The organism is Acidobacterium sp. S8 (genome assembly GCF_009765985.1).
Taxonomy (GTDB): Bacteria; Acidobacteriota; Terriglobia; order Terriglobales; family Acidobacteriaceae; genus Alloacidobacterium.
This window is the reverse complement of the sequence record NZ_LMUM01000034.1, coordinates 322,204-336,517: the sequence shown is the minus strand read 5'-3', so window position 1 is coordinate 336,517 and position 14,314 is coordinate 322,204. Positions and strand designations below refer to the sequence as shown.

Annotated in this window: 13 protein-coding genes; 6 read left to right on the top strand and 7 right to left on the bottom strand. The window is 57.9% G+C overall.

Annotated elements, in window-relative coordinates; genetic code table 11:
- Positions 1-177 precede the first annotated feature (177 nt).
- Positions 178-2,196 carry an arginine--tRNA ligase gene (locus tag GSQ86_RS16650; RefSeq protein WP_158751054.1) on the bottom strand — a complete coding sequence of 673 codons (2,019 nt, stop codon included), beginning with the start codon at positions 2,194-2,196 and terminating at the stop codon, positions 178-180.
- Between the two features lie 145 nt (positions 2,197-2,341).
- On the opposite strand from GSQ86_RS16650, the gene metG reads away from it, so the two are divergent.
- The 6 genes from metG to GSQ86_RS16620 all read left to right on the top strand — a co-directional run bounded on the left by metG (position 2,342) and on the right by GSQ86_RS16620 (position 9,260).
- Entirely contained in the window at positions 2,342-4,507 is a 2,166-nt protein-coding gene (metG, locus tag GSQ86_RS16645) for a methionine--tRNA ligase (protein WP_158751053.1), read from the top strand.
- Positions 4,508-4,806: 299 nt separating this feature from the next.
- Positions 4,807-5,634 (top strand): TatD family hydrolase, encoded by an 828-nt coding sequence (locus GSQ86_RS16640; protein ID WP_158751052.1) that lies wholly within the window; start codon positions 4,807-4,809, stop codon positions 5,632-5,634.
- Positions 5,635-5,688: 54 nt separating this feature from the next.
- Complete coding sequence (locus tag GSQ86_RS16635) at positions 5,689-6,189, top strand: YajQ family cyclic di-GMP-binding protein (protein WP_158751051.1); 501 nt, start codon at positions 5,689-5,691, stop codon at positions 6,187-6,189.
- Between the two features lie 43 nt (positions 6,190-6,232).
- Complete coding sequence (locus tag GSQ86_RS16630) at positions 6,233-7,222, top strand: polyprenyl synthetase family protein (protein ID WP_158751050.1); 990 nt, start codon at positions 6,233-6,235, stop codon at positions 7,220-7,222.
- 94 nt (positions 7,223-7,316) lie between these two features.
- Positions 7,317-7,739: a cobalamin B12-binding domain-containing protein gene (locus tag GSQ86_RS16625; protein ID WP_158751049.1), complete on the top strand. Its 423-nt coding sequence runs from the start codon at positions 7,317-7,319 to the stop codon at positions 7,737-7,739.
- A 114-nt stretch (positions 7,740-7,853) separates the two neighbouring features.
- On the top strand, positions 7,854-9,260 hold the full coding sequence (locus GSQ86_RS16620) for an alkaline phosphatase family protein (RefSeq protein WP_158751048.1): 1,407 nt from the start codon (positions 7,854-7,856) through the stop codon (positions 9,258-9,260).
- A 37-nt stretch (positions 9,261-9,297) separates the two neighbouring features.
- Here GSQ86_RS16620 and GSQ86_RS16615 read toward each other — a convergent pair whose 3' ends face one another.
- The 6 genes from GSQ86_RS16615 to GSQ86_RS16590 form a co-directional block, all read right to left on the bottom strand.
- Complete coding sequence (locus GSQ86_RS16615; protein ID WP_158751047.1) at positions 9,298-9,615, bottom strand: hypothetical protein; 318 nt, start codon at positions 9,613-9,615, stop codon at positions 9,298-9,300.
- A gap of 114 nt (positions 9,616-9,729) precedes the next feature.
- On the bottom strand, positions 9,730-10,146 hold the full coding sequence (locus GSQ86_RS16610; RefSeq protein WP_158751046.1) for a thioesterase family protein: 417 nt from the start codon (positions 10,144-10,146) through the stop codon (positions 9,730-9,732).
- Between the two features lie 144 nt (positions 10,147-10,290).
- Positions 10,291-11,664: an RIP metalloprotease RseP gene (rseP, locus tag GSQ86_RS16605; RefSeq protein WP_158751045.1), complete on the bottom strand. Its 1,374-nt coding sequence runs from the start codon at positions 11,662-11,664 to the stop codon at positions 10,291-10,293.
- Between the two features lie 30 nt (positions 11,665-11,694).
- Positions 11,695-12,882 carry a 1-deoxy-D-xylulose-5-phosphate reductoisomerase gene (locus tag GSQ86_RS16600; protein ID WP_158751044.1) on the bottom strand — a complete coding sequence of 396 codons (1,188 nt, stop codon included), beginning with the start codon at positions 12,880-12,882 and terminating at the stop codon, positions 11,695-11,697.
- A gap of 19 nt (positions 12,883-12,901) precedes the next feature.
- The gene (locus tag GSQ86_RS16595) at positions 12,902-13,429 is read right to left on the bottom strand and encodes a DinB family protein (RefSeq protein ID WP_158751043.1); all 528 of its coding nucleotides are present in this window, start codon (positions 13,427-13,429) and stop codon (positions 12,902-12,904) included.
- A gap of 25 nt (positions 13,430-13,454) precedes the next feature.
- Positions 13,455-14,279 carry a CDP-archaeol synthase gene (locus GSQ86_RS16590; protein WP_158751042.1) on the bottom strand — a complete coding sequence of 275 codons (825 nt, stop codon included), beginning with the start codon at positions 14,277-14,279 and terminating at the stop codon, positions 13,455-13,457.
- Between the last annotated feature and the right edge of the window lie 35 nt (positions 14,280-14,314).

Here is a 14,314-nt window from a genome sequence, read left to right as displayed (position 1 = left end):
GGTTGAAGGGTGGAGACGTGCAGTAGATATTTCCCTCCCCACCCTTCGCTTCGCTCAGAATGGGGCACCCTGGTTAAAGAATCCATGCGCAACTGACGGCTGTCTCAGCTCTCAAAGTAGCTCATGGATTCTTCCCCTTCACTTTGTTCAGGGTCAGAATGACGGCCTTGTTTCCTCTTACATGACTTCCGGGGCGCTGATGCCTAGCCATGCCAGGGAGCGGATGAGCTCGCGCTGGGTGATGGCGGCGGTGGCGAGCAGGAATTTCTTCCGCTCGGGATTGGCCTCGGTCAAAATGTGGTGCTTGCGGTAGAAGTTGCTGAACTCCTGCGCGAGCTGGAAGGCGTGTTTGGCCAGGTATGCGGGCTCGGCGGTGGCGATGCACTGGTCGAGCAGCAGGGTGGTTTTTGCGGCGCGGAGCCAGACTTGCCAGATGCCGTCGCCTTCTTCGCCGGCGAGATAGGGCGAGGCGTCGACGCTGGCGAAATCGGCGAGGGCTTGCTCGGCGGTGATTCCGGCTTTGCGGAAGATGCTGCGGGTGCGCACGACGGCGTACTGCATATAGGGGCCGGTTTCGCCTTCGAAGCTGAGAGCGTCTTTGAAGTCGAAGGCGATGACGGTGTTGCGCGTGTACTTGAGCATGAAGTAGCGCAGCGCGCCGACGGCAATTTCGGTTGCGATCTGGGTGCGCTCGGCTTCGCTCTGCTCGGGGTGGCGGCTGTCGACTTCGGACTGGGTTGCGACGATGAGCTTGTCGATGAGGTCGTCGGCTTTTACGCCGAAGCCTTTGCGGCCTGAGACTTCGATGTAGGGGCGGCTACGGTCTTCTTCGGCGATGGTGTAGCCGAGTTCTTCGGCGCAGCGCGGTGTGAGCGCGACCATCTCATAAGAAAAATGCGTGTAGTGCGAGGCCTGATCGGTGTAGCCGAGGCCGCGCAGGGCTTCGATGACGTTGGCCTGAGGGTCGGACTGGCGCGAATCGATGACGTTGTAGATGGCCTGCGCGCCGCCGAAGTGTGGGTGGTTGGGCTCACCGTGTTCGGCGGAGATCCAGCAGGTGTGATTCGGGTACTCGAAGAATTTGTTGTAGGCGAAGTCGCGTCCGAGGAGGCCGAATTTCCAGAGATGGTAGGCGATGTCCTTGCCGACGTAGGTGACGGTACCGTTGGAGCGGACGATGACTTTCGCGTCTTCGTCGGGGCCGTCGCCTTGTGCGGCCTGCGCGGTTCCGGGGCGCTTCATGACCCAGCAGCCTTTGTTCTTGCCTTCGGTTTCGAAGTAGAGGACGCCTTTGGTTTTGAGTTGCTCGAAAGCGAGGTCCCAGAAGTGCAGGCTAAGAATTTCACTTTCTCGAGGTAAGAGATCATATTCGATCCCAAGACGCAGCATCGTTTCTAAATGGCGTCTTAAAACAGCAGTCGAAATGATTTCCGCAATCCGTGCTGTTTCCCTTGATTTTTGCCCAGCATCGGCCAAATGAAGGGCACCTTGCTCCATCTGATGAAGCGTAAGCAGCCGTAAAGCTTTGCGCTCCTGGCTTACAGCTTCATCACCATTGGCGTTGTACCACTGCGAGACGCGGGCGTAGAGGTCCCAGCAGTAGTAGTCGATGCGCTGGCCATCGGCGGCGAGCCTGGCCATCAGGGCTTCGACATCTTTTAGAGAGAGCCCTTCGAGGTGCATGAGGCCGACGACGACGTCGGCTACCTGTACGCCGGTGTTGTCGATGTAATTCTGCACATCGACCTTTTGTCCGGCGGCGCGAAGAAGCTGGACGAAGGTGTCGCCGAGGATGGCATTGCGCAGGTGGCCGACGTGGGCTGCCTTATTCGGGTTGATGCTGGTGTGCTCGACGAGCGAGTGCACAGGGGCTTCGAGCGCGGGGACGTCGGCTCCTGCGGCTATGTCGCGGGCTGCGGCGGCGCGATCGAGGCGGGCATTGATGTAGCCTGCTCCGGCAACTTCGAATCTAGTGAAGCCTTCGAGAGGCGACAGGTCGGCAATAATCTCTTCGGCGATCTTGCGCGGAGCTTTTTTAAGCTTGCGGGCCAGCTCAAAGGCGAGCGGCAGGGCGTATTCGCCGAACTTGATCTCGGGTGGCTGCTCGATGGCGATGGTGTCGAGCTCGATCTGGAACTTGTCGCGCAGAACGGCGCGAAGTCGAGCGGTCAGCTTCTTCTGTTCTCTTAAATACACGTGGGTTCACCGGAAAAGTGCGGGCGGAAATTCCGTGGCGCTCTTTGTGTCAAATACCTGATTTTACTGCTTGATTTTAACAGGGGTGCTGGTTTGACGCTGGTTCCACGCAACCCTAAGATGAAGAGAGCCGTAAATTCCGCGCATGCCTGATCCCGAAAAGTTTTACCTGACCACTCCGATTTACTACGTCAATGCGCGGCCGCATATCGGTCACGCTTACACCACGATTGTGGCGGATGCCGTGGCGCGGCGGAAACGCGCGCTTGGCTTTGACACGTGGTTCCTGACCGGAACCGATGAACATGGACAGAAGATCGAGCGCTCGGCGAAGGCTGCGGGCATCGAACCGCAAGAGTTTACCGATCGCGTGGCGGCGGAGTTTCGCGGGCTGTGGGACTGCATGGGGCTCACGTATGACGACTTCATCCGCACGACAGAGCCGCGTCATAAAGAATCGGTGCAGAAATTCTTTACGCTGCTGAAAGAGCGCGGATACATCTATAAGGGCTCATACACCGGACAGTATTGCGTTTTTGACGAGGCTTATGTCGATGTTGCTCCGGGCGCGCCTTGTCCGGATTGCGGACGGCCCACGGAGACGATCAGCGAAGAGAATTATTTCTTCAAGCTATCGGCGTTTGAGCGCAAGCTGCTGGAGTTTTACGAGGCGAATCCGGAGTTTATTCGGCCTGAGACGCGTCGCAACGAGGTGATCTCGTTTGTGCGCAGCGGGCTGAAAGATTTGTCTGTGAGCCGCACCAGCATCAAGTGGGGCATCCCGGTTCCCAGTGATGAAAAGCATGTCATTTATGTCTGGCTGGATGCACTGAGCAATTACATTACGGCGCTTGGCTACGGCAGCAACGACCCCAGCAAGTTTGAGAAATACTGGCCAGCCGATCTGCAGATTATCGGTAAGGAGATCAGCCGCTTTCACTGCGTTTACTGGCCTGCTTTCCTGATGGCGGCGGGGCTGCCGTTGCCGAAGAGCATCGTGGCGCATGGCTGGCTGCTCTTTGAAGAAAGCAAGATGTCGAAGTCACGCGGGAACATTGTGCGCGCGGAGACGATTCTCGAAGTGCTTGGGGCAGACGCGCTGCGGTATTTTCTGCTGCGCGAAATTGTCTTCGGGAATGACGGCAGCTTCTCTTTCGACGCGCTGGTGCAGCGGTATAACAGCGATCTTGCGAACGGCTACGGAAATCTGGCCAGCCGCACGCTGGCGATGATTCAGAAGTATTTTGACGGCGTGATTCCGGAAGCAGCGGCGTGCGATGTGGGCATTTGCCAGGATGCGCCGAGCTACATTGCCACCTTTGGAAAAGAGTTTGAGGCGCTTAATTTCTCGAAGGCTCTCGAATCGCTCTGGGGTCTGATCGGCAACGTCGATGGCTTTCTCACCGCTCGTGCACCGTGGAAGGCGCACGGCGATGTGAGCGAGAACGACATGCGGCTCTTCCGCGCCGATGTGCTCTACACGGCGGCTGAAGCGATTCGCATTATTACCGCGCTTGTGTATCCGGTGATGCCGGATGCGGCTGCGAAGGTGTGGTCGCAGCTCGGGCTTGGGGATATCAAGAAAGCAGATTTGAAGAATCTCACATGGGGAGGCCTGAAGGCCGGCACAAAGCTCGGCGAGCTTGGCCCTGTCTTTCCCCGCGCAGAAAAGGACGCGATTACCCGTATGCAAGACATCGAACAGCAAAACGCAAAAGCAACCGAGGCCACGCAGCCCACAACTCCGGAGCACCATACTTCCAAGCTCGAATCCATCGTGGATGGGCTGGCGGTCGCCATCTCCGAATCCACCAGCGAAAGCAGCGCGGTAGCGGCTTTCACCGATGCGATCCGGAATGACATTCACGCTGGATCACAGACACCTCCCGCTGCGGCAGAGACGCAAACGACGGCAGTACCTGCTCCGGCAGAGACTTCCGGGATTGCAGCCGCCGCTGGACAGGCGGCAGTTTCACAGGAAAACGCGAAAATCACGATCGACGACTTCGCCAAGGTGGAGCTGCGCGTGGCGCAGATTAAAGTTGCCGAGCGGGTCCCAAAAGCAGACAAGCTGCTTCGTCTTGAAGTGGATCTTGGGTACGAGACGCGGCAGATTCTTGCCGGGATCGCTGAGGCTTATACGCCGGAATCGCTGATTGGACGCAAGGTTGTGATTGTGGCGAATCTTGCTCCGCGTAAGCTGCGCGGGCTGGAATCGAATGGCATGATCGTGGCTGCTTCACTGGGTGACGGGAAGCCGGTGCTGGCTGGGTTTCTGGAAGATATCGAGATTGGGGCGCGGCTGAAGTAGTTTGTCGGCCTGCTTTTGGTCGACGATGCGTGGGTGATCCCGAACATCCAGAAACCGCAGGTCCCTCGACTCCGCTGCGCTTCACTCAGGATGACGGCGGGTGGGGCTTGATTTCATGCTCTCCCACCCTTCGCCTGCGGCTCAGAATGGGGCACCCGGCTTTATGCCGATCGAGGCAAGAAGCAGGTCCTTCCCCTTCACTCCGTTCAGGGTCAGGATGACACGTTAATTTTGAGGAGCCATCGCACTCAGGATGACGGCTTAAAGACTACGACGAACTGAATCATTGAGGATCGCCTTTGCTCATCGACTCCCATGCACACCTTGACAGCGCACGTTACGACGAAGACCGCGATGCATTGCTGGCGCGCGCGTGGCAGGCGGGTGTGCGGACGGTGCTTTCGATTGGCATAGGCGATGGGCCGGAGACGATGCACCGGGCGCTCGATCTGAGCCGCGAGTACGCGGGCAGACCGGAGACGCCGCGCATCTTTGTGAGTGCCGGGGTGCATCCTCATGAGGCGCAACTGGCTGACGATGCTGCGCTGGCGAAGCTCAACGATCTTTTGCAGCAACCGGAAGTGATTGCCTGCGGCGAGATTGGTCTCGACTACTTTTACGACCACTCTCCACGCGAGACGCAGAAGACTGTTTTCCTCCAGCAGATGGAGATTGCGGCGGAGCACAGGAAGCCGATCATTATTCACTGTCGGCCATCCGACAATAGCACCAATGCCTGGGACGATACCCTTGATTTGATTGAAGCGGAATGGGCGCCGAAGGGACTGGGCGGCATTCTGCATTGCTTTACCGGCGAATGGGATCATGCCAGACGCGCGATGGATTGCGGCTTTCTTATCTCGTTTGCGGGGAATATTACCTTTCCCAAGGCGCAGCCGATCCGCGATGCTGCCGTAAATGTGCCTCTGGACCGCATGCTGATCGAGACTGATGCGCCTTTTCTTGCGCCGGTGCCGAACCGGGGCAAGCGCAATGAACCGGCCTGGGTGGTCGAGGTCGCTGCAAAAGTGGCCGAAATCCGTAATCTGACTGTGGATGATGTAGCTTCCCATACGACGGAAAACTTCTATCGGTTTTTCAGTATGGCAGCGAACATGGCACACTGAGGGTAGCGGTTCGCGTGTCGTTTGCGCTGATAATCTGAAGTAGAGAGAGATTTTATGGCCGGGGACAACTCCTTCGACGTCGTAAGCAAGGTAGATATACAGGAAGTGCGCAATGCCATCGATCAGGCAGTGAAGGAAGTGCGCGCACGCTTCGATCTCAAGGACTCAAAGTCCGAGATCAAACTGGAAAATGACGAGGCCATCCAGCTCGCCTCCGCCGATGAGTACAAGCTGGAAGCGGTAAAGGAAATCCTGTCGCACAAGCTGGTGAAGCGCGGCATCTCGCTCAAGGCGCTAGTTTACGAGAAGCTGGAACAGGCGATGGGGTCGAGCGTGCGGCAGAAGATTACGCTGCAGCAGGGCATTCCGAGCGAGAAGGCAAAAGAGATCGTCCGGCTCATCAAGGACTCGAAAAAGAAGGCGCAGGCCTCGATTCAGGGCGATACAGTGCGCATAAGCAGCAAGGACCGCGATACTCTACAAGAGGTGATCGCGCTGCTGAAGGGCAAGGACATCGGCATCGATATGCAGTTTACGAATTACCGGTCGAATTAGTCGAAGAGCAGAAAGAAGTTTTTTGAGCCTAAGCGGAGAGCAAGTGAGCACAACCACCATAGCGACGGCAAAAGAGGTCTTCGACCTGCTGCATGACGATCTGCGCGCGATTGAGCGTGAGTTCGGCAATGATGCCGTCTCCTCCGTCAAAGCCATTACGGAAATTTCCGATTACCTGCGCGAGGGCGGCGGGAAGCGCATTCGGCCTTCGCTGCTGCTGCTTTCAGCCAAGTCGCAGGGCTACTCCGGACATGGCGCGGTGCGGCTGGGCGCGGTGGTTGAGATGGTGCACACGGCCACGCTGGTTCACGACGACATTATTGACGCTGCCGACACGCGGCGCGGACGGCCTTCGGCTAACACCACGTGGGGGAACGCAAAGTGCGTGCTCGCCGGCGATTGGCTCTATATGCAGGCTTTTCGCGTGGCGCTCGAAGAACGCAACTTCCGCGTGCTTGACCTGCTGATCGGGCTTACGCAACAGATGGTGGAGGGCGAGCTGCTCCAGATGGAGACGCTGGGGCGTGCTGTCACGGAGCAGGAATACTACGACCTGATCTACCGCAAGACGGCCTGCCTTTTTGAAGTCACGATGCGACTTGGCTCGGTGCTGGCGCAGGTGAGCGGCGAAGCCGAAGACCTGATGGGCGAGTACGGACATGCGCTGGGCATGGCCTTCCAGATTGTGGACGATGTGCTGGACCTGACGGCTACCGAGGAAGTGCTGGGCAAGCCAGTGGCCAGCGATCTGCGCGAAGGCAAGGCTACGCTTGCTGTCGTTCATGCGCTGGAACATGGTTCTGCGCCGGAGCGCGAGGCTATCCTGACGGTCCTTACAGATCAGAACTTCGAGCGGGTAACGCATGACGAGATTCTTGCGGTGCTGGCACGGAACCAGTCAGTGGATTACGCGATGAGTGCGGCTTTTCGGCATGCCGATCGCGCGCGCCATGCCATCGCTTCCCTGCCCGATTCCGACTTCAAGCGTGCGCTGCTGTGGGTTCCCGATTTTGTGGTGGCGCGGGAGAAGTAAAGCAGGATTCTCTTTGTGCGCAGAGATGACAGCCCGCGGTCATTTCACACGCTAAAACACAGCTCTCAGGCATGTGCTATTCTTGCGGGTTCTTATGTCTGAAGAGCGCACTACTCCAATTCGTGTCCTCGTCGCCAAGCCGGGCCTGGATGGCCATGACCGTGGCGCCAAGGTGATTGCGCGCTCTCTGCGGGATGCCGGCATGGAGGTCATCTATACCGGGCTACGGCAGACGCCGGAGATGATCGTGAATGCGGCGATTCAGGAAGATGTGGACTGCATTGGGCTGAGCATTCTTTCCGGAGCACATAACGCCATCGTGCCGCGGGTGATGGCGCTGCTCAAAGAGCGGGGTGCCGATGACATTCTGGTTGTGCTCGGGGGGACGATTCCCGAGCAGGATACAGCCTCTCTAAAATCGCATGGCGTGGCGGCGATCTTTGGGCCGGGCACGGCGCTTGAGACGACGGTGACCTTCATTCGCAGCCATGTCCGGGTACGAGATTTTATGTCGTAATAACCCACTTGTGGTCCGTTTTCATCCATAATTTCAGGTATATTCACGCGAGATTTATTATTCGGGACTGGAATTTCAAGGGCACGTCAATCCTTCTCTTGACGGAGAACCCCAATGAGCATCAACCGCAGAGACTTCATGCGCAGCGTAGCCAGCGTATCCGGAGTAGCCCTCGCCAGTACAATCCCAACCGGCCAGCCGCAGGCACAGACGATCAACCCGTTATTGCCCAGCCCGGAACAATCGGGAATTGAGCATGTGGTGGTTGTGATGATGGAAAACCGAAGCTTCGATCACCTGCTAGGCTGGATGCCGAATGCGAATGGCCGCCAGTCGGGCCTGCAATATCTGGATAACAGCGGCGTAGCCCACCCGACGTACCGGCTGACGGATTTTGTGGGCTGCTCGCACCCTGACCCGGACCATTCCTATGCCGGAGGGCGATCGGAGTACAACAACGGCAATATGGACGGCTGGCTGCGCACCAGCACCAATGACACGTTCGCTATCGGCTATTACGAAGAAGCTGACCTGCCGCTTTTCAGTGTTCTGGCGCGGAACTATACGACGCTCTGCAATTATTTTCCTTCGATCATGTCGTCTACTTTTCCGAATCGCGTCTTTCAACATGCCGCGCAGACCGACCGGCTGGATAATTCGCTGAGTCTTTCGACGCTGCCGACGATCTGGGATTCGCTGCTAAGCGCGGGCGTCAGCTGCAAATATTACTACTCAAATGTGCCGTTTTTGGCGCTCTGGGGGCTCAAATATGCCGAAATATCCGCGCTTTATGCTGATTTTCTGCTCGATGCCGCGATTGGCAATTTGCCCCCTGTCTCGTTTGTAGACCCCTGGTTCACGATTCTGGACGACGGCTCGGGAAATGACGATCATCCACATGCCGACCTGCGCAAGGGCGAGATATTTCTGCGGCAGGTGGTAGAAGCGCTGGCGAAGAGTCCGGAGTGGTCGAAGACGGTGCTGGTGATCAATCGCGATGAATGGGGCGGCTTCTTCGACCATGTAGTTCCACCACGCGCGGCAGCTGCGAATGCGGTGGATACGGATATTGTCGATGGAAAAACGCTGTTGGGGTGCCGCGTGCCGACAGTGGTGGTGTCTCCGTTCAGCAAAGGGAATCCGGACAAGCCACGGATCAATTCGCTGACCTTCGATCACACGTCGATATTGAAGCTGATTGAATGGCGGTGGCAGCTGGCGCCGTTGACGCCGCGCGATGCCTCAAACGATATTGCGAACCTGGCATTGGCATTGGATCTCAGCAGCTCGGACACTTCCCTGCCAACGCTGCCGGTGATTAAGAATCCACCGTGGGAACCCTGCTTCAATGACTTCTCGCTGGCTGTGGGGCAGCAGGGTGTACCGGCAAGCACCACCCAGGCGACGGCACTGGCCATGAAGGAGCACGCCAAGGGGGTCGATAATGAAACTTACGACTTCTACCTGCTATTGAAATCGGAGCACACAAATGGGTGGCGTATTCCTGCCGGGCTGAAGTAACAAACAAGGGCTGCCCGTTTATACGGGCAGCCCTGTTTCATTGCCGCTCGAAGGGATCTTTCTTCTGGCGGTCGAAGGCCATGGGCTTTCCTTCTTCGGATCCCACGCCGTTGCGTGCCTCTGAATCATTCAGCGGCTGCAGACCATCCTTGCCTGCGGCTGTCGGCGAGCCCGGCACCGGAGGCTGACCGGTTGCGGGCGCGGCCTTCGCCATGTCGGGCTTGCCGGTCGTGGTCTCATCGGAAAGGTGCTGCCATACGGCGTGATTTTTATTGGTGCGCCCGGTTTCGCAGCCTGCGGTCAACAACAGTCCAGCGGCAGCGGCGATGAGCACGGCGCGGGAAAGAATCTGCATGTGGAATTCGTCCTCCGGTTGTTTGAGGACGAATTATTTGTCCTCAACAGTTCGGAACCAGTGTAATGGCTGGACGGTTGTCTGCGGAATGTCCGGGAAGCTCTCCGAGAATTTTTATTTGAGCTGTGCGCGGATAGCTGTCGCGTACTTTTCCGGCAGGGTGCGCTTCTGCATCTTGCCATCGACGACGACGTGCGTCGTCTGCGCCTCGGCGAGGAGCCGGATGACGTCAGATTGCACATGAAACAGGTTGTAGGCGAAGCGGATCACGCTGGAGCGTAAGGCGATGATGCGCGTCTCGACTGTTAGTACCTCGTCATAATGCGCCGGGGCTCTGTAGCGGCAGGTCGCTTCGACGACGGGCAGGTGGCAGTCGTCGGCGATTTCCATCTGCTTGTAATCGAATCCGAGCTGGCGCAGGCATTCGACGCGGCCCATTTCAAACCAGACAAAGTAATTGGCGTGGTAGACGACGCCCATCTGATCGGTTTCAGCGTAGCGGACACGTACGGTGATGGAGGAAGACTGCATGCAGCTTGAGTGTAATTGAGGAAAAAGCCTGCGCGAGGCAGGCTTTACAACCCGGGGCTAAAGCCCCTTTGTCTAAATTGATATTCACCGGGCTGAAGCCCGGTGCTTCTACCAAATCTAAGACTCAGATTCATCCAACCGTCGTTACGGCTTGAGCTTCGAGAAGATGGCGAACTTCGAGACGTCGTTAAACATCACGAAGACGGCGAAGAGCACGAGCACCACGAATGCAACCTGATACACGCGCTCCTTGAACTGCTGGTTCAGATCGCGGCGGATCGTTCCCTCGATCATCAGCAGCAGGATCATGCCGCCGTCGAGTATGGGAATGGGCAGCAGGTTGAAGATGCCGAGGTTGATGCTGATGAGCGCCATCAGGGTGATGATGGGCTGCCAGCCGGGCATGGTGACGGCTTCGCCGGTATAACGAGCCATGCCGACGGGTCCCATCAATTGCTGGACCTGCGAGCGGCGGGTAAAGAGGCGATGCAGCACGTCGACGATGTAGCCGGCGTTGTGAAGATTGAAGACGACGGAGCGGCGAATGGCCTGCGGGAGCGGAAGCTGTTCGACCCGGAAAGGCGGCAGCTCAGCCTTGAAGCCGAGGCGATAGCCCATTTGCCCCTCACCGTTGTCGGCCCAGGTGGGCTGAATGCGCAGCGTCTCCGGCTGGCCGTTGCGGTCCACATTCAACGTGACGGGCTGGCCGTTCTGCTGCTGCAGGAAAGCCATGACCGCTGCCACGGAGTGGAGAGCCTGTCCGTTGATGGAGTTGATAAGATCGCCGGACTTCAGGCCTGCTTTGTCTGCTGGGAAGCCGGGCTCGATGCCCTGTACCTTGAGCGGGCCGCTCTGATAACGCGGGATGAGGCCGATGTTCTCGATCTCGAAGTCCTGTCCCTTGCTGCTATCGACTAAAAAGAGAGAGCCGGAAACCTGTGTTGTCTGGCTATTTGTGTTGCGCTCAACGGTAAATGGAACGCTCGAATTGGCATCGAGGGCGGCGCGGATGCGGACCTTTTCCCAGGTGGGATTTACGTCCTTATCGAATTTGATGATGCGGTCACCGGACTGCAAGCCGGCGTGGGCGGCGGCGGAGTTCACCGGCACCAGATCGACGACGGCGGGCCCGTAGAGGTACTGCTCGACCTCGTTGTGCATCATGTAGTAGCCGGTCATGAGCGCGAAGGCGAGGATGAAATTGGCCACCGGACCAGCGAGTCCGATGAGCACGCGCTGCCAGCGCGGATGCGAGGCAAATTCACCGGGATCGCCAGTGCGCTCCTCGGTGGGATTTTCGCCAGCCATCTTCACGTAGCCGCCCAGGGGCAGCAGGCTCAGGCGGTAGTCGGTATCACCGCGGCGGAAGCCGAAGAGGCGGGTCCCGAAGCCGATGGAAAAGACTTCGACGCGCACACGGAAAAACTTAGCCACAGCAAAGTGGCCGAACTCATGCACCAGCACCATGATGCCGAGCACAACGAGCATGGAGAATATCGCGGTAAGAGCAAAAGGCATGTGTGTTTTAGAAAAACCTATCAGCGGGCATCAGGTTCGGGGGACGACAGCTTCATGTCCAGCCCGTGCCAGGACTTCCCTTGCCATTTCGCGCGCCTGATGATCGAGCGCGAGCACTTCACGAATGGTCCGGGGATGAGTCTCGGGGGTAGCCTGCAATACTCCTTCTATTGTACGCGCTATGCCTGTAAAGCAGATTTTTCTTTCCAGAAACGCCTCGACGGCAACCTCGTCGGCGGCGTTAAGTGCAATGCAATGAGCGCCTCCCTTCTCCGCGGCCTCGTAGGCGAGGCGCAGGCAGGGGAAACGGGCGAAGTCGGGTGGCTCGAAATTGAGCTGTCCGAGAGAAGCCATGTCGAAGGTGAGATCGGACTGAACACGTTCCGGATAGCTCATCGCGTAAAGAATCGGCAGGCGCATGTCGGTGACGGAAATCTGCGCAAGGATGCTGCCGTCGATGTATTCCACCAACGAATGCACAGTGGATTGCGGGTGCACACTGACTTTGACGTCTGATGGCGGCAGATTGAAGAGGCGGCAGGCCTCAATAATTTCGAGGCCCTTGTTGAGCATGGTTGCCGAGTCGATGGTGATGCGGCGCCCCATAACCCATGTCGGGTGCTTGAGCGCCTGCTCTACGGTGATGCCTTCGAATTCACTGAGAGGCAGCTGGCGGAATGGGCCACCGGAAGCGGTCAGCCAGATGCGGCGGATTTCTTCTTTCGTTCCGGCACGCATGCACTGATGCACGGCGTTGTGTTCGGAATCGATGGGGAGGAGCGGAACATTCTTTGCGCGCGCGGCTGCGGTGAGGATTTCACCCGCGGCCACCATCGCTTCCTTGTTGGCCAAGCCGATGGCTTTGCCAGCCTCGACAGCGGCGTAGGTCGCTTCAAGTCCGGCGACACCAACGATGGCGGAGACTACAAAATCTACTTCGGGCAGCGTGGCTACGCGGACTGTGCCTTCGGTTCCGTAGAGGACTTCGATGTCGCTTATGCCTGCGGTCTTGAGACGCTGTGCCAGCGTTGCGGCTGATTCTTCGGTGGCGACGGAAACAACACGGGGATGCCAGCGGACAGACTGCTCAAATGCCGCGTCGAGGTTTTGTCCGGCAGCCAGCGACGACACGGCGAAACGGTCCGGAAAGCTTTCGATGATGCTGAGGGTGCTCTGCCCAATGGAGCCGGTTGAGCCGAGAATGGCGATCTGTTTCAAGGTGTGAATCTCACTCCTATTATTTTTTAGCAGGCTGCGACCACGGCGGCACGATGCCATTCATGCGAGCGTAAGCCACAAGCTGCCCCATATGTTCATTATCGTGGACGATGATGCGGAGGTACATTCCGTCGACCGTCACGTGCTTGCCCTCGATTTCGACCTTGCGCTGAAGGTCGCCGGGTTTCAGCTGTGCGCGTGCGGTTTTCACTGCGTCTAACGAGCGCTTCAGCCAATGGATGACATCGGCCTTTGCAGTTACTGTCTTTTCCAAGTCGTCAGAGGTGAGATCGGGCGGCATCCTGGGGCCAGTCACGCTCAGCAGATAAAAATTCGCAATCGCGATGTGCATATAGACTTCGCTTACGGAGCGAACGCCCGGTGCAGGCCGCCAGGTATACTTGTCGGAGGGAATGGCCTCGGCCAGCGAGATCAGTTGATTGGAGACATGGGTCCACTCACCGTCATAGCCTTCCCACAGGCCGTCGTCCTGGGCATGCGCGGTGGTGGTGCCGATCAGGACGAGAAGCAATAGAAGCTTTTTCATGCGCTCTCCCGGCTACGCTTCGATTCTAAAACCACTGCTGCGCCAGTTGCGCCCACCACAATACTGGAGCAGCCAGCAGCAATGCGTCGATCCGGTCGAGCACGCCGCCGTGTCCGGGCAGCAGGGTGCCGGAATCTTTTACGCCTGCGCCGCGTTTGATGGCTGATTCAATGAGGTCGCCTACCTGCGCGGCGATGTTTAACAGTACTGCCAAGCCGAGCCACCGGAAGATCGAGCCGGGATAAGCGATCCAGTCGAAGCCATGTTTCGCGAGTATCTGTCCGAGGAAGATCAGCACAAGGGTGATCAGCAGACTGCCCAATACGGAGCCTGCGCTGCCTTCCCACGTTTTGTTCGGGCTGATCGATGGGGCGAGTTTACGTTTCCCAAAGGCTCGGCCCACGTAAAGCGCGACTACATCGCCTGTCCACACCGTGAAAAAGAGAAAGACGAGCAACGATGATCCGTTTTCCTGCGCGCTGAGAAGCGGAATCGACGTCAGCGACAGGCCAATGTACAGCAGCCCGAAGACGGAATAGGCTGTGTCGGGCAACACGCGGGGCAGCGGAGATCGAAATGCGCAAAGAATGAAGAGCACGAAGCTCAGGCATCCGAGCAATGGAGCGGTGTATTCCGGACGAAAGAAGACGCAGGCGAAGAGCGCAGCGATGCCAACGATGACGGCAATGCGCGGCGTCTTTGCCCCGGTTGCATCGGCGATCACCAGATATTCCCACGCAGCGAGGCCTGCGACGGCAGCTGCGGCCAGCGTAATCAGCCAGAATGGCCCTTTGAAGACCAGCAACAAAACAAGGGGAACAAGCACAACTGCAGTCAATACACGTTTCATCGTTCGTACGGAGACCCTGTTGGGCAGGATACACG

Coding starts and splice junctions, on each gene's coding strand:
- metG (WP_158751053.1), top strand. CDS start 2,342: ATGCCTGATCCCGAAAAGTTTTACCTGACCACTCCGATTTACTACGTC.
- GSQ86_RS16635 (WP_158751051.1), top strand. CDS start 5,689: ATGGCCGGGGACAACTCCTTCGACGTCGTAAGCAAGGTAGATATACAG.
- GSQ86_RS16625 (WP_158751049.1), top strand. CDS start 7,317: ATGTCTGAAGAGCGCACTACTCCAATTCGTGTCCTCGTCGCCAAGCCG.
- GSQ86_RS16620 (WP_158751048.1), top strand. CDS start 7,854: ATGAGCATCAACCGCAGAGACTTCATGCGCAGCGTAGCCAGCGTATCC.
- GSQ86_RS16615 (WP_158751047.1), bottom strand. CDS start 9,615: ATGCAGATTCTTTCCCGCGCCGTGCTCATCGCCGCTGCCGCTGGACTG.
- GSQ86_RS16610 (WP_158751046.1), bottom strand. CDS start 10,146: ATGCAGTCTTCCTCCATCACCGTACGTGTCCGCTACGCTGAAACCGAT.
- rseP (WP_158751045.1), bottom strand. CDS start 11,664: ATGCCTTTTGCTCTTACCGCGATATTCTCCATGCTCGTTGTGCTCGGC.
- GSQ86_RS16595 (WP_158751043.1), bottom strand. CDS start 13,429: ATGAAAAAGCTTCTATTGCTTCTCGTCCTGATCGGCACCACCACCGCG.
- GSQ86_RS16590 (WP_158751042.1), bottom strand. CDS start 14,279: ATGAAACGTGTATTGACTGCAGTTGTGCTTGTTCCCCTTGTTTTGTTG.